Genomic DNA, 21,556 nt, shown 5'->3' on the forward strand with positions numbered 1-21,556 from the left:
GCCCCATGCCCAATGCCCAATGCCCATAACCAAAGTCTGAAAACGCCTACTCTGATACACCGCCAACAACAGGTTTAACTTCCGAAAATGGATTAGTACCACCAGTCCAGTTAAAGTCGCTAATGCGGAAGGTAATGCCACCTAATTGTAGTTCTGGATTGTAACGCAGGGTAATGCCATAAGTACGACGACTGTATTGTAAGAAATAGTCAGTACTGGTGTTTTCTCCTGTATCTAAATTAACGGATGTTTGAATGCCAATAGTTAATGGACCATAAATCTGCTGTGTAATCCCCGCACTCAACGTTCTGGTATCAACAGCACGGTCAAATAGAAAGGGAGACTCACCACTATCAAGACCTTGGGAGTAACTAATATTAAAATTAGTATAGTCAAAAAATGGTCTGGAAAAATGACCAATTTGTCCTTCTAAACCAATTGTGCCAATTAATGTGCTTTGGTCATCTCCGTTCGTGTAATAACTAGTAGTACCAGTTAAGCCCCCAAATGCTCGTAGGTAGGGAACTACTGGGTTAGGGGTGTATCGTAAACCCTGGGTAGCAGTGGGTGGTAAGGGTTTACCTTGCCATAATAATAATCCTCCATTGAGGGCGGCGCTAGCTTGGAGACGACCAAGGGAGACACGGTTATTATCTCGGATCGGTTCTAGTAAATCTTCGCGATCAGTGTTGGCAGTGATATACTGAGCGCCTGCTTGGTAGCTGAGATTTAATCCGGTTTTACCGAGAGGAATAACAGGAGAAATAATGACACCGCCAAAGGTACTTTGAACAGTTTGATAACCAAGGCTACCGTTGTAGAGGCGATCGCGATAACTATATTCTAATGTCAAATTATGCGGGTAGCGAATATCACCTATTTGTTGCCGCAATCGCAAACTTGCCTTGAGGTTATCTTCAACTTCGTCCAAGTCAAAACTAGTTAATGTCCCAGAACCCTCAACTGTTGTCCTTGGAGTCAAAGTACCATCAAGTGATGTTTTTAAACCAAATAGCGAGGGAAAGTTACTAAAACCGTCCTCTACACTCTTTTGAACGAAAAACTGAGGCGTCAGACTAAAGCGAATCTTTTCAGAATTTATCGGTTCCAATCTGCGCTCTATAAATACACCACCACGCTGATCCCCATCAAAACCAAAAGCAACTAACCCAGGTGTAGCATCTCGTTCTCTGCGGTCAATCACCTGCTCATTTTTCGGAATGGGTACACTTACTCGGCGGTCAAATACTACACGTTGATTTCGAGTACTAACACGGTCTTGTAAAGGCGACTCTCGTGTCAATGTCACTTTGTCAGCACGTAATTGCAATTCTGGTGGTGAAAAGGGATCATTGGTGAGCGTAACATCTGATGCTTGCCAGCCACGGGGATAAAAATCAATGCGTGCAGCTTCAAAGCGGACTCTTCGTACTTGTCCACCCTGGTCGGGTTTGGGTATATTACTTGCGTTCGTTCTACCACCAAAGCCAAAGTTAATTCCCCCTGGACTATTTACCCCAGTCAACGGTTGATTGCTTCTGATGCGATCGCTTGGTGGACGTGCTGGAACTCCGCCTGCTGTGACGTCGGTAGGCAAAAAAGCAAAATCTTGATCGGCTGTGGGTAGAAAAATCTCCCCACGACCAGCGATCATTTCTCCATTATCCTGAACAAAATTATAGGTAAATCGCTGTCCACGCAAGACTTGCTCACCTCTGGTTAAGGCAACATTTCCTTCACCCACAGCAATTAAATTGTCTAAACTAACTTGGATGCGATCAGCATCAACCACCGCTCCATCAAAGCGGACAACAACATTACCAACTGCTGTGACTACCCGTCTTTGTTCGTCATACTCCTGGTTATCTGCAATTACTTCTATAACTCTCCTTGTTTCCGGTGTGGTTGGTGCTGGTGCTGGTGCTGGTTGTGGAGTTTGGCTGGTGAGGTTGCGAGTTTTAAATTCTATGGTGGCTGTTTGGTTATTAGTAGTTGGTTGTTGGTTAGCAAGATTAAATTTGATTTTGATCGGTTGTGTTGCTGACTGGGAAGTCTGGGATTTTTGGGCAGTGTTATGATTTTGTTTTGACTGGATTAGTTGTTGAGCCAATAATTGTGATTTTTTTTGAGATTGGTTCTTACTCTTTTGGATTTTCTGGACAATTTGCTGTTTGGCTTGTTCTTGTTGACTAATGTTGGTGGTATCTTGAGAAACCTGTGGCTGTTGTTGTGAGTAGCCAATAGATAAGGGTTCTCCTAGTAGTTCTGCACTTGTTTGATCGACATTGGGAGGTGAAAATTCTGCTGGAAAAGTTTCCGGTGTAGAGATTGTGGGTGGAATGCGGGCTACAGATGACTCATCCGGTGCAGACTGATGTCGCAGGTTAACTGGTTTTCGCTGGAAATTTTCTGCATTCGCCTGTTGTTTTGTCGAATGCAATTGGCGATCGCTTGCAGCTATGGCTGGCAGATTTTCTGCTAGTAATGGTTCAACAATAGCAGGTGGTTCGGGTGGCAGAACGGTATGAAACATGTTTCAGCACAATCTAGCAAACAAATAGCCAAAATTAATAGCCGGAAGGACTAACCTAGCTTTTACCTTCCGACTTTCACTTTCTGTTTAACTTTTAGCAGGCCGCCTTAAGAGCGTCTAGTGTTTTTTACCTGACGGCAGTTATGGAAATTTAGTCTTTATCTTACTCGAAGTCCCGACGACCAGGGTTACGAGCAGGGTCATTTGACAAAAATCCAAACACAAACAGAGTGATAAAGAAAGCAACAACTATATATACAACGATTTTTAAAGTCAGCATTGAGATATCTCCTTTGGGTATGAAAAGCTTTCCGTATCTGCCATACAGATTTAGATAGCTCCTTTATCTTACCCAAATCTCATCCCTTTTTTGGAAAACACTAGCATAAATTGAGGAGACGAACTCCGCAACAAAACTGAGTGTCAGGCGATATCGCGATGATTGGCTGACTTCATAGATGCGCCTTGCTAACCAGACGTTGATCCACAGCAGATGTTTCCAACCTGAGAATTCAGTAAGTCAGCGCAAATAAAGGTAATTAGTTGAGGTCGTCATTGGTCATTTGTCATTGGTAAGGGTTTGGTGGAAGTAAGATTCTATTTTGCTTTCTCCAAAAGAGCGATCGCTTTCTCATTTCGGTAGAATCAGCAAGCAAACAGGCGTATTGCTTACTCATTTGGGTAGAAGAGGTAAAAAACTCTATTAGGGGATGAGATTTTCACATTGCATGAAAATTTAGATTTAATTACCCAAAATCAAATAAAACTGAAATAATTGCAAAAATCCTAATTTTTACGTTTCTATTCTCTGTATTTTGCAATTTAATGCATTGTTTTAATCGAAAAAATATTGATACCCTTAAACATCTATTTTGAATCAATGTTTTTAATTAATTATTTTTAGGCAAAACACTATTTATATCAAATCACATGCAACAATCATTGACACGTTTTTATAGCTCATGGCAAGATATTTAAACAATGCCAAATACTCATTTTATAAAAAACAATTATTTAAAAATTACTTATGCACAGTATCAACATTTTTTTGATTTGGTGTATTCAGAAAATTCAGTAGTATTTATTTCGTAAATAACAAGTAGGAAGAGAGATGAAAAAAAAACTTAACAATAGTTATGTTTCACCAAAATCAAATTTTGCTGTAGAAGACTTTCCAGTACTTGAATCTGCAAAATATCTCCTAAAGCTTGCATCCACAGAAGCAGAACTAGAATCGATTTTACGATTACGTTTTGAAGTATTTAATATTGAAAAAGGACTAGGATTAGCTACTTCTAATATTAGTCAAAAAGATCGAGATAAGTTTGATGCAGTTTTTCATCACTTCATGCTTATCTCTAAAGAAACTGGTAAAACAATCGGAACCTACCGATTACAAACCTACACAATGGCTTCTCAAAATTTCGGATTTTATGCTGCTAAAGAATATAATATTCATGAAATTACTGAGTCTATAATCCAAGCATCTGTGGAGGTTGGGCGTGTATGCATAGCAAGAGAAGATCGCAATATTCAAGCACTTTTATTACTTTATAAAGGGCTACTCAATTATCTAAATTTGAGTGGAAATCAATATTGTTTTGGATGTACATTGTTACCAACACTATGTCCTATACAAGCTGCTTGTACTTATAATTATTTTCAGCAAAATAACTTAATGCATCCAAGTATTTTAGTTTATCCCAAGGCAGAATATCTTCTAGAACTTCCTCAGCATTATCCAGATTCATCTCATGTTGAAATTCCAAATATTTTGCAGGTATATTTTCAACTAGGAGCTAAAATATGTAGTCTTCCAGCAATTTATAGGCAGTTTAAAGTCATTGATTTTTTAACTATATTAGACAGTGCAAATTTTGCTAAATTGTAGAAGCGCAAGGACATGATGTATTCTCTGTGGTCAAAAGAGGTGTAAAGGAGTAAGGGTATAGGAGTGTAGAGGGAACTGCACCTATTGTATACACTGATAAATGTTGACCTACGACAACAAAATTACCCGTGGCTAAACCAGAAGAGAACACCGTCCCCTTATCTCGAACCCCTCTATATATTCTCGCCCAAGAATTAAAAGCACGGCTCACCAGCTTTGGTGGTTGGGAAATGCCAGTACAATTTAGTGGCATCACTACAGAACATCATGCTGTCAGAAACGCAGCAGGAATGTTCGACATTTCCCACATGGGTAAATTTACTTTGCAAGGGAAAAATCTGATTTCTCAACTGCAAACTTTAGTACCTTCAGACCTCAGTCGGCTACAATCAGGTCAAGCCCAATACACAGTATTGTTAAATCCCGAAGCTGGTATCATCGACGACATTATTTTTTACTACCAGGGAGAAAACTCTGCTGGCGAACAACAGGGAGTGATCATAGTCAATGCAGCCACAACCAACAAAGACAAAACATGGTTACTTCAGCATCTTGACACCACAGAAATCAAATTCCAAGACATTTCACCAGAAAAAGTATTAATCGCCGTCCAAGGGCCAAAAGCAGTAGCATATCTTCAACCCTTGGTACAAGCAGACTTAACTCCAGTCAAAGCCTTCGGTCATTTGGAAACAACAGTACTAGGTAAACCAGCTTTCCTTGCTCGTACAGGCTACACCGGAGAAGATGGATTTGAAATCATGCTCGACCCAGAAACAGGGATCGAATTATGGCAGAATTTACTTCAGGCTGGTGTCATTCCCTGTGGACTTGGTGCTAGGGACACCCTGCGACTAGAAGCAGCAATGGCACTTTACGGGCAAGATATTGATGATACCACCACGCCCTTAGAAGCAGGTTTAGGTTGGTTGGTACATCTTGATACCAAAGGAGATTTCATAGGACGTCCCATTTTAGAACGGCAAAAAGCTGCGGGAGTGCAGCGCCGATTGGTAGGTTTGCAAATGCAAGGACGCAATATTGCCCGTCATGGCTACCAAGTACTATCAGCAGGAACAGTTATAGGAGAGGTGACAACTGGTACACTATCACCTACGCTTAGTTATCCCATTGCCTTAGCTTATGTTCCCACCCAGCTAGCAACTGTTGGTCAGCAGCTAGATATAGAAATTCGCGGTAAAACATACCCAGCCGTAGTGGTTAAGAAACCTTTTTACCGTTCTCCAACTCGGCTAACAAACTAGCCATTGGTTATTGGTAGAGACGCGATAAATCGCCTCTGTACAATGGTCATTGGTAAGGGTTTGATTCGTGTTTACGTTTTGTAACTTGTGTTTTGTTTATTAATACTGACTGAGTTAATTGCTAATTGCTAATAATGTCTTTACTATTAGCCATTAGCTATTATTCTGTTCATTTTTTTGTACGTGGAAAGGGAAGTGATATGTCTTTGGAATATCCACAAGATTTAAGATACTTGGATACTCATGAATATGTACGCTTAGAAGGCGAAATAGCCACAATTGGTATCACCAGTTTTGCTGTAGACCAATTGGGTGATGTTGTATTTTTGGAATTGCCAGAAATTGGTGATGCTGTTACCAAGGGAGAAAAAATTGGCACAATTGAATCCGTAAAAGCCGTTGAAGACTTAAATTCACCAGTAACCGGCACTGTTATAGAACGTAACGAGGAAATGATTGAGTCTCCCGAACAAATAGCAGAAGACCCCTACGGTGAGGGATGGTTTATTAAAGTACGAGTTAATGACCCTGGTGAAATTGACGATGCACTCACAGCACAAGAATATAGTGCTGAGGTGGAGGGGTAAATTTTTGTTGACGGGGGGATCGGGGATTGGGCATGGGGCTTTAAGAGTCGTCTTTCGTAAACAACTATTTGTATTTCGCTGACGAGTGTTTGAGAGTCGCTGACGAGTGTTTGATACCATTTCACAAAAAATCTGATACAAATACAAACCCTGTAGAGACGCGATATATCGCGTCTGGTACAAAATTTATGTGTATCGTGATTAACGTGAAATGGTATGAGAGTCGCTGACGAGTGTTTGAGACTCGACGACGAGTGTTTGAGACTCGACGACGAGTGTTTGAGACTCGACGACGAGTATTTGAGAGTCGCTGGCGAGTGTTTGAGAGTCGCTGGCGAGTGTTTGAGACTCGACGACGAGTGTTTGAGACTCGACGACGAGTGTTTGAGAGTCGCTGACGAGGGTTTGAGACTCGACGACGAGTGTTTGAGACTCGACGACGAGTGTTTGAGACTCGATGACGAGTGTTTGAGAGTCGCTGATGAGTGTTTGAGAGTCGGCATTGTTTGTCTATTCCCCGTTCCCCACACCCCCCACACTCCCAGTACTTACGCAAGATGTGACCGAAAACCTTATTCTTGCGTAGCGGTAATTCATGAATTACCGCAAATGCGCGTTATGTTTTGCGTAAGTCCTGACTCCCTTCTCCCAATACGGTTAAAAGAAATTTGATGAAATTTAGGTGAATTGATACTTTAGATCCAACACGTTAAATATACTTATTGCAAAATATTAAATAGTAACGTCTGGAGAAGCTATTTGTGGTAGTATCTGCTCCTCGTCCCCAGTCAGGTAATCAACCAATTCTGGGCGAAAGCACTGAAAAATCAAGTGATTTTAAGCAAAGACATATTGGCCCTAATGCCGATGATATGCAGCAAATGCTGGATGTGCTGGGGGTGTCTTCCGTAGATGCCTTGATTAACCAAACAGTACCGCAGTCTATTCGGCTATCTCGTGCTTTAAATTTGCCAGAAGCATTGAGTGAGTATGCAGCACTGGCAAAGTTAAAAGATATTGCTTTAAAAAACCAAATTTTCCGCTCATTTATTGGTATGGGATATTACGACACTATCACCCCGACGGTGATCCAGCGTAATATCTTGGAAAACCCTGGCTGGTACACTGCCTATACTCCTTATCAGCCAGAAATTGCCCAAGGACGACTAGAAGCACTTTTGAATTTCCAAACCATGATCATTGATCTCACGGGTTTGGAAATTGCTAACGCTTCATTATTAGATGAAGCAACAGCCGTAGCTGAAGCCATGACTATGAGCTACGGTATTTGCAAAAATAAAGCAAACGCCTTTTTTGTCTCTCAAGATTGTCATCCCCAAACTATTGATGTGTTGCAAACACGGGCGAGACCCTTGGGAATCAAGATTATAATTGGTGACCATCAATCTTTTGATTTCTCAGAGTCGATTTTTGGGGCAGTTCTGCAATATCCTGCTAGTGATGGCACTGTTTACGACTACCGCGCTTTTGTAGAGAAAGCCCATGCTGTGGGGGCATTGGTAACGGTAGCAGCAGATCCGTTAAGTCTTACACTATTGACACCTCCGGGTGAATTTGGTGCTGATATCGCAATTGGGAGTACTCAGCGCTTCGGTATTCCTTTGGGTTACGGTGGCCCTCATGCAGCATACTTTGCTACCAAAGAAGAGTATAAGCGGCAAGTACCAGGGCGAATTGTCGGTGTTTCCAAAGACGTGCAAGGTAAGCCAGCATTACGTTTGACTTTGCAAACTCGCGAACAACACATCCGTAGGGAAAAAGCTACTAGTAATATTTGTACAGCACAGGTATTGTTAGCAGTGATGGCCAGTATGTATGCTGTCTATCATGGCCCCGCAGGACTGAAAAAAATTGCTGAAAATATCCACACTTTAACTGTCACCTTGGCTGCTGGATTAAAACACCTGGACTACAAAATCAGTTCTGAAAGTTTCTTTGATACTATCCGTGTAGAACTGGGAACACGCAGTTTAAAAGAAATTCTCGCTGGTTGCGAAGCTAAGAAAATTAATCTACGGATTTTTGATGAGACTGCTGTAGGTATTTCGCTGGACGAAACCACTACGGTTGAAGATGTTCACAACTTACTAGAAATTTTTGCTTTTGGGAATGAGTTTACTCTCCCCACCTCAACCCCTAATCTCCCCCTTAAGCGCAAAAGCGCCTACCTCACTCACCCCATCTTCAACTCTTACCACTCAGAAACCGAGTTGTTGCGTTATTTGCACAAGCTGGAAAAAAAAGACTTGTCGTTAACTACATCAATGATTCCTTTGGGGTCATGTACGATGAAATTAAATGCGACATCAGAAATGATTCCAGTCAGCTGGGCAGAATTTGCCAAGATTCACCCCTTTGCACCCCAGTCACAAACTCAAGGTTATCAAATTCTTTTCCAGCAGTTGGAAGAATGGTTAGCTGAGATTACTGGGTTTGCGGGAATTTCTTTGCAACCAAATGCTGGTTCCCAAGGTGAATATGCAGGGTTGTTGGTGATTCGCCAGTATCACGAAAGTCGTGGGGAAGCACATCGAAATGTTTGTTTAATTCCGACATCTGCTCACGGAACTAACCCCGCAAGTGCGGTAATGTGTGGGATGAAAGTGGTAGCTGTAGCTTGCGATCGCCAAGGTAATATTGATGTAGATGATCTCAAGGCAAAAGCTGAAAAACACAGCCATGAACTCGCTGCTTTGATGGTGACTTATCCTTCTACCCACGGCGTATTTGAAGAAGCAATTCAAGAAATTTGTGCTGTTGTTCACACCCACGGTGGACAAGTGTACATGGATGGGGCAAATATGAATGCTCAGGTGGGACTTTGTCGCCCTGGAGATATTGGGGCTGATGTTTGTCACTTAAACTTGCACAAAACTTTCTGTATCCCCCACGGTGGTGGTGGCCCTGGTATGGGACCCATTGGCGTTGCAGGTCATTTAGTAGAATTCTTGCCTGGAAATGTTGTTATTTCAATGCAAGAATACAATCCAAAATCTCAAATCCAAAATCCAAAATCGATAGGTGCTGTTTCGGCTGCACCTTGGGGTAGTGCTAGCATCTTAGTAATTTCTTGGATGTACATCGCCATGATGGGTGCAGCTGGTTTGACTGATGCTACCAAAGTTGCGATTCTCAATGCCAACTACATCGCCAAACGCCTGGAAACACACTATCCTATTTTGTATCAAGGCAAAAATGGGTATGTTGCCCATGAGTGTATTTTAGATTTGCGATCGCTCAAAAAATCTGCCAGCATCGAAATTGATGATATCGCTAAACGGTTGATGGACTACGGCTTCCACGCGCCTACTGTTTCTTGGCCTGTGGCAGGTACAATCATGGTGGAACCCACCGAAAGCGAATCAAAACAAGAGTTGGATCGGTTCTGCGAGGCGATGATTAGTATTCGTCACGAAGTTGCTGAAATTGAAGCAGGTAAGGCGGATTTGCAAGATAATGTTCTGAAAAATGCACCGCACACCGCCGAAAGTCTAATTCTCGGAGAATGGAATCATCCTTACTCCCGTGAACAAGCTGCTTACCCTGCACCTTGGACACGCGAACACAAATTCTGGCCTGCTGTTGGGCGTATTGATGCGGCTTTTGGGGACAGAAATTTTGTTTGTTCTTGTCTACCAATGGATGCTTATTCGTAGTCAAATCTGATTCTCAAATTCCTCTCTGCTTGCGGAGAGGGATATATTTATGTAGAACACAGATGCACACCAATAAACACAGATCATACAGATGATTTATTGGTGTGCATTTATGTTTATTTATGGTGTCGTGACAATCCATTTCCATTTCAACAGCTTTTGTTGATAGTGCTTGTATATCATCAGGTAGTTATACAGTAAAAATCTGTATAATAGTTGGATACTGAAGACATACAAAAAATTTTTTTATCATTAAAATGCTTGTAAAACTTTCTCTAGCTGAATTGCTGAGTATGAGATACGGACAATTTCCGCATAGCAATTTATGCTAATTTATATCTCAGTGTAGACCGTTTTTGAAAGTCATTTGTCAGTATAGAAAGTTTCTGCAAGGAATTATGAGGTAAGTAGCAATAAATGTGTTTTTTGGGAAAATCTGTCTGGTGTATTTAGGTTTTAGCTATTGGAGTGATAAATATGGCATTCGTAGATGACATCGTGAAGGTTGCGGAGCAAGTCCGAAAAAGGGCTGAAGCAGTCTCTGGCGAAGAAGGGACAAAAATGGGATTGATTGTGCCTTTTTTTAGCACTCTCGGCTACGATGTTTTCGACCCCACAGAGGTTATCCCTGAATACATAGCTGACTTTGCAATTAAGAAGTCAGGACAGATGGAGAAGGTAGACTATGCAATATCAATCAGCAACGCGATCGTCATGCTTGTAGAGGCGAAAGCCCGCGACAAAAAGCCGGAAGCTCATGATGGTCAGTTAAAAAGGTACTTCAACGGGTTGCTTTCAGCTAAGGTTGCTATTGTTACAAATGGCATTGAGTATCTCTTCTTCACAGATTTACGCCATGAGAACATGATGGATGATGAACCGTTCTTTATCTTCAACATCCTCAATTACGACCAAAAGCAAGTTGAAAACCTAAAATTCTTCCACAGAGATAACTTTGATGCTCTGGTGATTAAACGACACGCTGAAGAGATGGTTTATCTCACTGGAATGACTCAACTAATGGACAGTCTTTTGCGTTCTCCGTCTGATGAATTCATTCGTTTTTTGATTTCTCAGCTTGGTAGCATTAGTTCTAGATATGCGATAGAGAGCAGGATTAATAACAAGGTTATTGAAAAATTTCGACCGATTGTGAAAAAATCTATTCAAGGTAGCTTAGTTGAGTTAATGACCCAATCTATCAACAAGGAGATGGGTCAGTCCAATGAAATCTCTTCCCCTACACAGTTAATGGAAGAGGTAGAAGAAATTCAGGATGAACTAGAACAAGGTTCGGAAGACATAAAAGTAGAGACAACTGCTGAAGAACTAGAAGCATTTGAGAAAATTAAGGCTATTGCAGCGCGGTCAAAAATTTACAATTTAGAGGTCAAATACAAGGATGTCGTGTCATATTTTGGATTGAATGTTGGTAAGGTAACATGGTGGTTTCTAAGGATGTATCTATCCCCCAAGAAGAAGAGTTTTGTGGCTCGATTACCTGTTGACGAAGTCAAGAAATTATCATTAGGTTTTGAAGTTCAAGAGATGTCGGCTTCATTTGGAGATGCAACGGCAAGAGTGATTATTTCATCAATTAATGACTTGGATATTCTCAGTGATTTAATCCTCAAATGCTATGAGACTGAAGCCTCGAAACGAATATCTGGAAAGGATAGTATAAGTTCAAAGCCGTGACCATGCACAGCAACCCAACTTCACCATTACCGAAAGTTTACCAAAACTGGACTACTATTAACGGTCGCAACTATACGCGAGCGATCGCGAATACCATTTCACGTTAATCGCGATACACATAAATAATGTACCAGACGTGCCATGGCACGTCTCTACAAAAAAATATGTTTCACTTTTAAAGGAAATTGGTATAACTTCTGTCTAAGAACGCAAACAGAGAAAACGGGCAATTCATGAATCGTCTATGAATATTAGAGTTTCGGCGATTTTTGGCGTAAGTCCTGTGCTATTTGCTAACTAATTCTGCTAATTCTGATTCTAAAGATAGGGGTTGATACCCTAATGCAAAAGCTTGAGAACTATCTAAAGAAACATCGCTGGGTCTGGGTGCAGACATTTTTACATCTTGTTGTAGACAGGCTTTTAATCCAGTACTGGGTAATTGAAATATTTCTACTAATAAACGTCCAAAATCATAGCGAGAAATTCTTTCTTTTCCACCCAAATGAATGATTCCTTGTACTTTTTCTAATGCTAATAATAGCCCTTTTGCTGCGGTATTAGCACTAACGGGTGTGCGAATTTCATCTGTAAATAATTTTAATTCTTTGCCTTCTTTAAGAGTTTGTATAAATGGCTGTATAAAGCTGGTAGCAGTGGGTGTTGCTGCACCAAACATTAATGGCATTCTACAGACAGCAGTGAGGGGATAACGTTCTAACATTCCCAATTCTGCCATCACTTTTTGTTCACCGTATTTATTTACAGGACATACGGGGTCTGTTTCTCGATAAGGAGAATTTAAACCATCAAAAACAAGGTCAGTGGATGTAAATACGCAAGGAATATAATTATCTCCACACAAACTAGCTATGTTGTGGGAGACTATTACATTAGTTGCGTAAGTTTCTTCAGGATGATTTTGACAATAATTAGGTTGTGATTGTGCGGCGGTATGAATTACTGCGGCGGGCTGAATTTCTCGAAATATTTGTTGCAATTCCTGAAAGTTTGTTAAATCGACTTTCAGCATTTTGGTATGAGGAATTTCTACAGAATTAGTCAAGAAAGTTCCATAGACTTCCCAGTTGAGATTTGCTAATTGGCAAACATGCCAACCTAAAAATCCACTCGCCCCAGTAATTAATAGTTTTTGCATGTATCACAATTTCACACCATCGAGGCAGAGGATACCATAAATTTCACATTTTTACATCCTCATAAATATCTGCGATCGCGATTTCTAAATCTACAGATGCTAATTTGAGATGATCTTCTGCTTCCAATTCTTCTACAAACCACTTGTTTTGCCTGTTTTTATGGTAAACTTCAACTTTGATTTCTGATTCGCAAACTAATACATACTCCTGCAAACTGTTTAATCGACGGTAATTCATCAGCTTTTCGTTACGATAAATACGTTCCGTGGCTGAGGAAAAAACTTCAACTATCAAACAAGGTTGATACTTGTAAAACTTTTCTCGATCTTGAGGATTGCAAGTGACAGAGATATTTGGGTAATAAAATATATCTAAATCATCAATCCTAATTTTCATCTCTGATGAATAAATCCGATAATCTGTACCAAACAAATGTGTACGTAATCGGGGCAATATATTGCTAGTAATCACTTTACATTGATCACTGTCTTCTCGCATTGGATAGACTTGACCCGCTAGATATTCGTGACGGATTCGACTTTCTAGTTCAAATTGCAAGTATTCGTCAACGCTGACATTCAAAAATTTGGTATGGGTATACATCCTCTATCACACTGTGTAGATGGCTAAGTAAGCTTTCCAGAATTTTTTGAAATCAGCACCCTGGTTCGGTTGGAATATCTAAGTCAGTTGAATAGTTATGATTTTGTAGACGCGATTCGCAACTGTACTGACAAAGTCATACAGATGCTTTCATACGTGAGCAAACTAAATTGATATTAAACCAATACTATCCAGTTATCTATTGTAAGTTCTTATGGTTAAAAGAATGTAACAATCAGATTATCAGATACTGGTAATAGCCTTAAAAGCAAGTTTGATGCTAAATTATTTACTAGCATTTTGTATATATTCAAACTTACTATTGACAATTGACTTTTTAATTTTTACAAAAATTTATCCCATGTTAGACTGTCCTCTTCCACCTACATAAGTTTATTTTCTAAACAGAAGAGAACACATTTAAACAATTGCTAACTTTTCTTTAACTAACTTAGTATTACTTCATTAACTTTCTCTAAAAGTGACCAAATTTCTTGGAGCATTGGCTCTAATCCAGCACCAGTAACAGCAGAAATTAAGAATACTGGGGCCTGGGAAAGATGATTAAGTTGTGTTGCGAGTGCTTCTATATCTACACTTTCTTTGTCAACAGCATCGATTTTGTTGAGAGCTAGAATTTGGGGACGGTCTGATAGACCTCTGCCGTAATCGTGCAATTCTTGTTCGATAATTTTATAGTCTGCGATCGCATCCTCACTAGTAGCATCAATTAAGTGCAATAGTACTCGCGTACGTTCAATGTGACGCAAGAAATCATGTCCTAACCCCGCTCCTTGGGAAGCACCTGCAATTAATCCTGGAATGTCCGCAAAAACTGTACCATCACCATTGGGTTTACGTACCACACCCAAATTTGGCACAAGAGTGGTGAAGGGATAATCAGCAATTTTCGGACGTGCTGCTGATAAAGCAGAGATTAAGGTAGATTTTCCCGCATTTGGTAAACCAATAATTCCCACTTCTGCTAAAAGTTTTAACTCTAAACGTAGCTGCTTGACCTCTCCTGGTAATCCTGGTAAAGCATACTCAGGAGCGCGGTTGCGGTTACTCAAAAAATACTGATTACCCAGTCCACCTTTACCACCTTTCGCAATTATCAATTCTTGCTCAAGTTCCACCAAGTCCCCGATCAGTTCCTCTGTTTCGGCATCATAAACCACCGTACCACAGGGAACTTCAATAATTAAATCCTTGCCATTTGCTCCGGTGCGATTATTTGGACCACCGCGAGAACCGTGTTCTGCTTGAAAAAGATGGTTGTATCTGAAGTCAAGTAAGGTTTGTAAGTTTTCTACAGCACGTAAAATCACCGAACCGCCCTTTCCGCCATTACCACCAGAAGGTCCACCAGCTGGTACATACTTTTCCCGTCGGAAAGCGACAATTCCATCACCTCCCTTACCTGCTGCGACTTCAATTTTTGCCTGATCGATGAATTGCATAATTAGTTATTTGTTATTTGTCCTTTGTCATTCGATTTTAGATTTTAGATTTTGGATTTTGGATTTTGGATTAACTCCACATATTTTTCTGCTTGCTCTGTACCATCAAAGAAGTATAGGTCATTAGTCAAAAGTCTTGTACTAATGACCACCATTGTACAGACGCGATTTATCGCGTCTGTACAATGACCAATGTATCTAAATATATTCCGAAATATCCTCACCACAATCATCTGCTAAATAGGAGAGGGCGCGGAAACGTAAGCTAACGAGCTGTTCATACAGTGGATTGAGTTTACATAAAGGCGGTATGTGTACTACTTTGCGTCCAAATAGCTTGACGTCACGTTCAAATGGACACTGGGAAGGAATCATTTTGCATAAAAAACGGGCGACTCTGGGATCTTGGATGTCTAGTCCGTCGAGCCAGTCGCGGACTGGATATAATGCATCAAGTTGTCGCTTTGTGGGTGCGATAACTAAAGGAATCTGTATCTGTTGTTCTACTGGCTCTGTGGGGTGGAATTCCAAAGTATGACGCAGAGCTTCTAGTAAGTCTTCTGGTTCTCCCAGAGCTTTGCACAACTGGTGCAGAAGGTAGTCTTCGCTTTTAGAATATGTACCATCAGCGATCGCCACCATCACAGCTGTACGCAAGAAATTTTCTGCTGCTGGCGTACCGTGACCCAGAACAACAGCTAATTCCTCTGGTTCAATAACGTCCAAAGACTCCAATTTTGTCTCAGGAGCCAGTTCATCTTTGGTAATGCTGGCAATTAATTCTTGTTCTTGGTTATCAAAATCACCATCTGCCCAAGCAATAGTCAGTAATCCACGCAGCCATGCTGCAACTTGTTCACTACTGTAGGGAGATTGAACGGCACTTGTCATAAACTCACGCCTCTAGCTTTTCCCAAGTCCATACTAGTACAAGAAGGCAGAAGACAGTAGAGGCGGAGTTGCTTTTCAATTTAGGCAAAACACAGAATCTAGAAAGCTTACATAATAAGCTTTTCATTCTTTTTCAAAAGTACTTTTATTTACGCTTTGAAATTTTTCTATAGTTCACTGCTCTGTGTGTTCTGTCATGATTTTGTTGTGCTAAAATTATTGAGAATTTTTGTAATTAGGCTGATGCATAACAGCTACTTAACTAAGACTCATGACTAAAACAAAAGTCAATCTTGGTGTCACACAAGAAACATTGTTAATTACCCTATGGGCAAGAGCTACGGAAATCAAGCAGTCTGAACCGATTATTGTAGACCCCAAATCAGCTGAGATCCTCCAAGGAATTGATTACGATTTTGATAAATTTATTAATGCTAAAAATTCCCAAACAGGAACTTGTTTACGAGGTATGATCCTCGACAACTGGATACGTAATTATCTAGAAAAATACCCCCAAGGTACGGTTGTTGAAATTGGCGCTGGATTGAATACGCGCTTTGAACGAGTGGATAACGGACAAGTACGCTGGTTTGATTTAGATTTACCGGATGTCATGGAATTGCGGAAACAGTTTTTTCCAGAAACAGAACGTCGTCGTTTCATCACTGCTTCTTGTTTAGATACAGACTGGTTTGAGAATGTAAAAGCTGTGAGTATGCAACCCTGTATATTTGTAGCAGAAGGTGTACTGATGTATCTCAATGAAAAGCAAGTTAAGCAGCTTTTTAGCAATCTTTTGCAAGGGTTTCCAGGTTCATGGTTTGCTTTTGATTCGATGTCTCCTTTAATAGTAAAAAATCAAAAGTACCACGATTCTCTGAAATACACATCAGCCAAGTTTGATTGGGGAATTTCTGATATTAATCAAATCAAAAATTGGGATAAACACTATCAAATATTAGATATTTGTAGGTTTATTGATTTGCCAAATAGATATTTAAAGCGTTTTTCTCTGATCAATCGGTTCTTGTTTTCGTACATACCACCCTTGGCAAATAGCTATCGTTTAGCTTTAGTGAAATTCGGTTAAATTCTCAGAACATCAAAATTAAATCAAAGGTGCAAATAATGTTTTATTTTGGCATTGAGCATGAAGTTGCTTTCTTGAATCACGAAGGAAAATTTGCAGATTTTACTTGTACAGAATTTGCTAAGTTTAATCAAATTATTGAACAACTTCCCATATATCCTCACGACTCGCAGCAATTGTGTATAGGAGATGCTGGGATTAGAAAAAAAAGGTGGTACATCGAAGGTTTTGAAAGATTTGCAGAAGATACTGAAAAACTGATAGATTGTATTCCCAAAGGTATTGAAATTAGAACCACAATCAATTCTGATATTAAAAGTACTATTCATGAATTGTCAGAAAGTTTTGAATTGCTACGTCAAGTGGCTGCACAATTTGAATTATCGCCTATTTTAGTTAGTTTTAATCCTTACAAAACTGTTTTTCAGCCTGAACCCCCACTTAATAAATATGAACTTAGCATCTTACAGACTAACCCTGATGAACAAACTGCTCATATTTTTATGGTCAGCTATGGACCAGATTTAAATTTATCATTTCCTGGTTTATCTTATGAAAGTTTAATTGATGTTGCTAAAAAGCTAACTTACTACAGTCCTTATATTGTTCCTTTTAGTTTTAGTTCTCCTTTTTATAATGGCGATTTATGGTCAGGTTTATCGGTAAGAACGTTTATCAGAACAGGTAAAAGATCAGCAGCAATTGTATTTGTAGAAAAACCAGAACAGTTGATTAAATCTACACCTTCACTGACAAAAATCGCACGTATTCCCGCAGAAGTTGGTCGCATAGAATTCAAATCATTTGATAGTTGTGATGACTTTTCTATTTATGCTGCATTGCTTGCATTATTAAAAGGTCTAGTTTTGGATAAATCATTACCAGGAAGAGCAATAATTCCAGACGCCGAAAAACACCAAATCTCTGCAAAAGAAGGATTTAATAATCAAGAGATTTTTGCACTTGCATCACAAGTTTTACAAGCTGCGGAAGTTGCGCTTCAAGAAGATCCAGACGTCAATTTACTCACACCCCTCAAAGATATGCTCAATAATAAACAAACAAGAGCATCTGTGATGATCACTGAGTTCAAAAAACTTGGTTCAATAGAACAGGTGTTGAAAAATAGTTACTTAGGACTAGTGGTTCAGGGGTAATAAATCCCCTACTTTTTAAAAAAGTAGGGGATCTGAACACCCGCGACTCATCAAAACTTTTGCAATAGACCACTAGTTAGTGTTTCAGGGGTGTTAGTTGAAATTGAGTTCTGGTTACGAATACTTATTGATCTATAGAAAAGATTCAAACGTTTGTTAAAAATACTTTGACCTTTCTTATAAAGACTTATTGATCTAAGTAGAACGAGGTGAAAAAACCAAACTGTGTAAAGATAAGTAAATACGTACAATGTGTCTACCAAGGTAACAGGGATATGGGCAGGCGTTTAAGGGTATTTCTGACTTTTGAGCAAGATAAAACTTTGTTCAATCTAAGAACGGCAGATGTACCCCAGAAAGTAAAAGATCGAGCAGAAGTAGTCAGGTTGAACGCACATGGTTGGTACGTGGAGAAGATAGCCGCTCACTTTAACTGGACAGCCCAAACAGTGAGAGAAGTTTTGCATAAATGGAAAAAGCTAGGGGTGGAGGGGCTGTGGTCTAAACCAGGGCGAGGAGGAAAACCAAGGTGGACGGAAGCTGACATGGTGTTCTTGGAAGAATGTTTGGAGAAAGAACCACGCACATATAACAGCGTTCAGTTAGCCCAGAAATTAGAAAAAGAACGCTCAGTAAAGTTACGTCCGGACTGGCTAAGACAGGTACTAAAAAAAAAGGGATTATCTGGAAGCGAAGCAGAAAAAGCCACAAGGGAAAACAAGATCCGCTAGTACAGCAACTCAAACAGGCAGACCTAGAAATGCTGGAATTGTCTGCGGCGACTGGGGAAATAGATTTAAAGTATTTGGATGAATCAGGATTTTGCGCTTGGAGCGAGCCGAGTTACAGTTACTACTTTCGAGGTAAGCAAAAACGCTTGGAGCAGAGTAAACGCCGGGGACGAAGGTTGAGCATTATTGGTTTTCTTCAGCCTCTAATTAGCTTTGTGTACGGACTGGTGATTGGCGGTGTTTCACGCAAAACTTATATCCAGATGATGGAGCAGGAAGCCGCACAAGCCCAAAAAACAGGACGCATCAGAGTCATCGTCCAGGACAACGGGCCGATACATCGGTGTAAAGAAGTTCAGCAATTATGGTCAAAGTGGGAAGACATGGGTTTGTACATCTTTTTTCTACCCAAATATTGCTCAGAGATGAACCCGATTGAATTGGAATGGCAACACCTGAAAAAAGATGAACTAGCTTCTAAAAGTTTTGACGACGAGTTAGACCTTGCCTATGCCGTCATTGATGGAGTTCAAACAAGAGGAGAAAAAGGAAATTACAGTACGCACCGTGTAAAATTTAACCCTAATTCTTCTGCTTAATTATTTGTTACATACTTGTAAAATTTCACCTCGTTCTACTTATAGAAAAGATTCAAACGTTTGTTAAAAATGCTTTGACCTTTCTTATAAAGACTTATTGATCTATAGAAAAGATTCAAACGTTTGTTAAAAATGCTTTGACCTTTCTTATAAAGACTTATTGATCTATAGAAAAGATTCAAACGTTTGTTAAAAATGCTTTGACCTTTYTTATWAAGACTTATTGATCTATAGAAAAGATTCAAACGTTTGTTAAAAATGCTTTGACCTTTTTTATTAAGGTGAAAACTTTTTCATAAAGGTGATAATTTTCATCAATGACATGATGAGCGAGCCAATAAAGTGCGATCGCGTCGTGGAATAGCCTAGAAATAGTTGATTGATCGTTGATCCGGGGTGTCAACCCTGATTTTCCTAAGTAATAATTTCCTTACTTTTCATCCGGAAAACAAATCAAGCAAGCTGAAGTATATCCACATCCTTGTATTTTGATAAACACACAGGGATATAGCTATTTATACTCATAGTTAAATTACTGTTGACAATTAAATAATTTACTAACTTAGCGATGAGTATAAGTTATATACAGACGTGGAGCGTTTCTGGATGAGGAGCAGCGATCGCAATGAGTCAAATCAGAATTTTGTTTTTGACATCTGAACCTAATGATACGCCGAGACTGCGTGTACAAGAAGAATTAAGAGAAATTCAACAAAGATTGCTATTAAGTCCGCAACGAGAGAGATTTTCTTTACATTATGCTTTTTCTGCACGTCCAACAGAGATAAGTCAAGCAATACTGAACTTTCAGCCTCAGATTGTACATTTTTCTGGTCACGGTGCGAGTACTGGTGAACTTTGTTTTGAGAATGATTTGGGTAAAAAACAGCTTGTTGAACCTCAGGTTTTAGCTGAATTGTTTAAGAATTTTGCAGATATTGTTGAATGTGTGCTTCTCAATGCTTGTTATTCAGACATGCAAGCAAAAGCAATTTCTGAACATATCCCTTTTGTAATTGGAACACAAAGAGCGATAGGTGATCGAGTTGCGATCGCTTTTGCGGTTGGTTTTTACACCGCATTGGGTGGAAACTGTTCCTATGAAGACGCTCACGAACTGGGTTGTACAGAGATTAAACTTGCTGGTTTTTCAGAAGATTTAATTCCTGTTTTGCGTAAAAGAATAGATCAATCTTCGACTGTGTTTTACTTAGAACGTCCCACTATTGAAAAACAGTGTTATGAATATATTACTCAGCCTGGTTCTCTCATAAGAATTAAAGCGCCTCAATTTATGGGTAAAACAAGGCTGATGCATCGTATAGTTGATTATGCTAAAGGGAGAAGATATCAAACAGTAACTTTAGACTTTGAGCTTTTTAGCAATGCGACAGATCCTAATAATATCGAAAATTTCTTGCGTTCTTTCTGTGTTGCGGTGGGTGGAGAACTAGGATTATCTAATCAGCTAGATCAATATTGGAGTCAAGGTACTGATATTAACAATACTACAAACTATTTTCAACAATACTTATTAACAAGTATAAATAATCCTTTGGTTTTAGCGCTTAATCATGTAGATAGGGTTTTTGAAAAAGATGCGATCGCTAATAATTTTTGTGCAATGCTACGAGATTGGCATAATAAAGCAAGGCGTGATGATGCAACAGGTAGAATTTGGAAAAAATTGCGTTTGATTATTGTCCATTCTACTGAATTTTACGCTTCGCTAAATATCAATAATTCACCTCTAACTAATGTTGGACTAGTATTAGATTTACCAGAATTGAATCAAGAACAAGTACAGCGTTTTGTACAAATAAGTGGATTAGACTTTACAGAAACACAAATCCAAGAATTATTTTCATTGCTAAATGGTCATCCCATGTTAGTACGAGTAGCCTGTGATTACATCAAACTTTATGATATTACCTTGCCACAATTTTTAGCAATTGCGCCAACTTTACAAGGAGCATACAGGAGTCATTTAATTGAAAGATTAAATCTGCTCAAGAGTACTCCAGATTTGAAAGCAGCATTTCATCAAGTTGTTAATACAGAATATCCAATTAAATTAGAACCAAATATTGCTAGATACTTACAATGCTTAGGTCTAGTGAAGCTAGAGGGAAATTTCAGTAAATCTTTTTGCGAATTATATAGAATATTTTTCCGTGAGCATCTTTAAGTCATAAATTATAATTAACTAAT

Annotated in this window: 16 protein-coding genes; 10 read left to right on the plus strand and 6 right to left on the minus strand. The window is 39.5% G+C overall.

What is annotated here, in order from left to right; all coding sequences use genetic code 11:
- Positions 1-46: 46 nt before the first annotated feature.
- The gene (locus tag B4U84_RS03865; protein ID WP_131115650.1) at positions 47-2,533 is read right to left on the minus strand and encodes a DUF3769 domain-containing protein; all 2,487 of its coding nucleotides are present in this window, start codon (positions 2,531-2,533) and stop codon (positions 47-49) included.
- Positions 2,534-2,696: 163 nt separating this feature from the next.
- Positions 2,697-2,813, minus strand: coding sequence for a photosystem II reaction center protein I (locus tag B4U84_RS03870; RefSeq protein ID WP_009458972.1), 117 nt, complete (start codon positions 2,811-2,813; stop codon positions 2,697-2,699).
- Positions 2,814-3,644: 831 nt separating this feature from the next.
- Here B4U84_RS03870 and B4U84_RS03875 point away from each other — a divergent pair.
- The 6 genes from B4U84_RS03875 (at position 3,645) to B4U84_RS03900 (ending at position 11,651) form a co-directional block, all read left to right on the plus strand.
- The gene (locus B4U84_RS03875; RefSeq protein WP_131115652.1) at positions 3,645-4,424 is read left to right on the plus strand and encodes a GNAT family N-acetyltransferase; all 780 of its coding nucleotides are present in this window, start codon (positions 3,645-3,647) and stop codon (positions 4,422-4,424) included.
- Positions 4,425-4,552: 128 nt separating this feature from the next.
- The gene (gene gcvT, locus B4U84_RS03880) at positions 4,553-5,689 is read left to right on the plus strand and encodes a glycine cleavage system aminomethyltransferase GcvT (RefSeq protein WP_131115654.1); all 1,137 of its coding nucleotides are present in this window, start codon (positions 4,553-4,555) and stop codon (positions 5,687-5,689) included.
- Between the two features lie 200 nt (positions 5,690-5,889).
- Complete coding sequence (gene gcvH / locus B4U84_RS03885) at positions 5,890-6,276, plus strand: glycine cleavage system protein GcvH (protein WP_131115656.1); 387 nt, start codon at positions 5,890-5,892, stop codon at positions 6,274-6,276.
- 233 nt (positions 6,277-6,509) lie between these two features.
- Complete coding sequence (locus B4U84_RS30310; RefSeq protein WP_165490241.1) at positions 6,510-6,674, plus strand: hypothetical protein; 165 nt, start codon at positions 6,510-6,512, stop codon at positions 6,672-6,674.
- A 363-nt stretch (positions 6,675-7,037) separates the two neighbouring features.
- The gene (gene gcvP / locus B4U84_RS03895) at positions 7,038-9,953 is read left to right on the plus strand and encodes an aminomethyl-transferring glycine dehydrogenase (protein ID WP_131115658.1); all 2,916 of its coding nucleotides are present in this window, start codon (positions 7,038-7,040) and stop codon (positions 9,951-9,953) included.
- A gap of 477 nt (positions 9,954-10,430) precedes the next feature.
- Complete coding sequence (locus B4U84_RS03900) at positions 10,431-11,651, plus strand: type I restriction enzyme HsdR N-terminal domain-containing protein (protein ID WP_131115660.1); 1,221 nt, start codon at positions 10,431-10,433, stop codon at positions 11,649-11,651.
- A 286-nt stretch (positions 11,652-11,937) separates the two neighbouring features.
- Here the strand turns inward: B4U84_RS03900 and B4U84_RS03905 are convergent, their stop codons facing one another.
- The 4 genes from B4U84_RS03905 to B4U84_RS03920 form a co-directional block, all read right to left on the minus strand.
- The gene (locus B4U84_RS03905; protein WP_131115662.1) at positions 11,938-12,810 is read right to left on the minus strand and encodes an SDR family oxidoreductase; all 873 of its coding nucleotides are present in this window, start codon (positions 12,808-12,810) and stop codon (positions 11,938-11,940) included.
- 43 nt (positions 12,811-12,853) lie between these two features.
- Positions 12,854-13,414: a Uma2 family endonuclease gene (locus B4U84_RS03910; RefSeq protein ID WP_017309682.1), complete on the minus strand. Its 561-nt coding sequence runs from the start codon at positions 13,412-13,414 to the stop codon at positions 12,854-12,856.
- A gap of 446 nt (positions 13,415-13,860) precedes the next feature.
- Entirely contained in the window at positions 13,861-14,877 is a 1,017-nt protein-coding gene (gene obgE / locus B4U84_RS03915) for a GTPase ObgE (RefSeq protein ID WP_017309681.1), read from the minus strand.
- A gap of 198 nt (positions 14,878-15,075) precedes the next feature.
- Positions 15,076-15,768 carry a Mo-dependent nitrogenase C-terminal domain-containing protein gene (locus B4U84_RS03920; protein ID WP_017309680.1) on the minus strand — a complete coding sequence of 231 codons (693 nt, stop codon included), beginning with the start codon at positions 15,766-15,768 and terminating at the stop codon, positions 15,076-15,078.
- 271 nt (positions 15,769-16,039) lie between these two features.
- On the opposite strand from B4U84_RS03920, the gene B4U84_RS03925 reads away from it, so the two are divergent.
- The 4 genes from B4U84_RS03925 to B4U84_RS03940 all read left to right on the plus strand — a co-directional run bounded on the left by B4U84_RS03925 (position 16,040) and on the right by B4U84_RS03940 (position 21,533).
- Positions 16,040-16,858, plus strand: a complete 819-nt coding sequence (locus tag B4U84_RS03925) for a class I SAM-dependent methyltransferase (RefSeq protein WP_131115664.1) — start codon at positions 16,040-16,042, stop codon at positions 16,856-16,858.
- A 38-nt stretch (positions 16,859-16,896) separates the two neighbouring features.
- Positions 16,897-18,015 carry a glutamate--cysteine ligase gene (locus B4U84_RS03930; RefSeq protein WP_131115666.1) on the plus strand — a complete coding sequence of 373 codons (1,119 nt, stop codon included), beginning with the start codon at positions 16,897-16,899 and terminating at the stop codon, positions 18,013-18,015.
- Between the two features lie 275 nt (positions 18,016-18,290).
- A protein-coding gene (locus B4U84_RS03935) for an IS630 family transposase (protein ID WP_242677526.1) occupies positions 18,291-19,345 on the plus strand; the annotation gives its coding sequence in 2 pieces (ribosomal slippage) (positions 18,291-18,683 and positions 18,686-19,345; 1,053 coding nt in all).
- A gap of 625 nt (positions 19,346-19,970) precedes the next feature.
- Positions 19,971-21,533, plus strand: coding sequence for an AAA-like domain-containing protein (locus B4U84_RS03940; RefSeq protein ID WP_131115668.1), 1,563 nt, complete (start codon positions 19,971-19,973; stop codon positions 21,531-21,533).
- The last annotated feature ends 23 nt before the right edge of the window (positions 21,534-21,556 follow it).

Source organism: Westiellopsis prolifica IICB1, from assembly GCF_004323185.1.
Classification (GTDB): Bacteria; Cyanobacteriota; Cyanobacteriia; order Cyanobacteriales; family Nostocaceae; genus Pelatocladus; species Pelatocladus prolificus_A.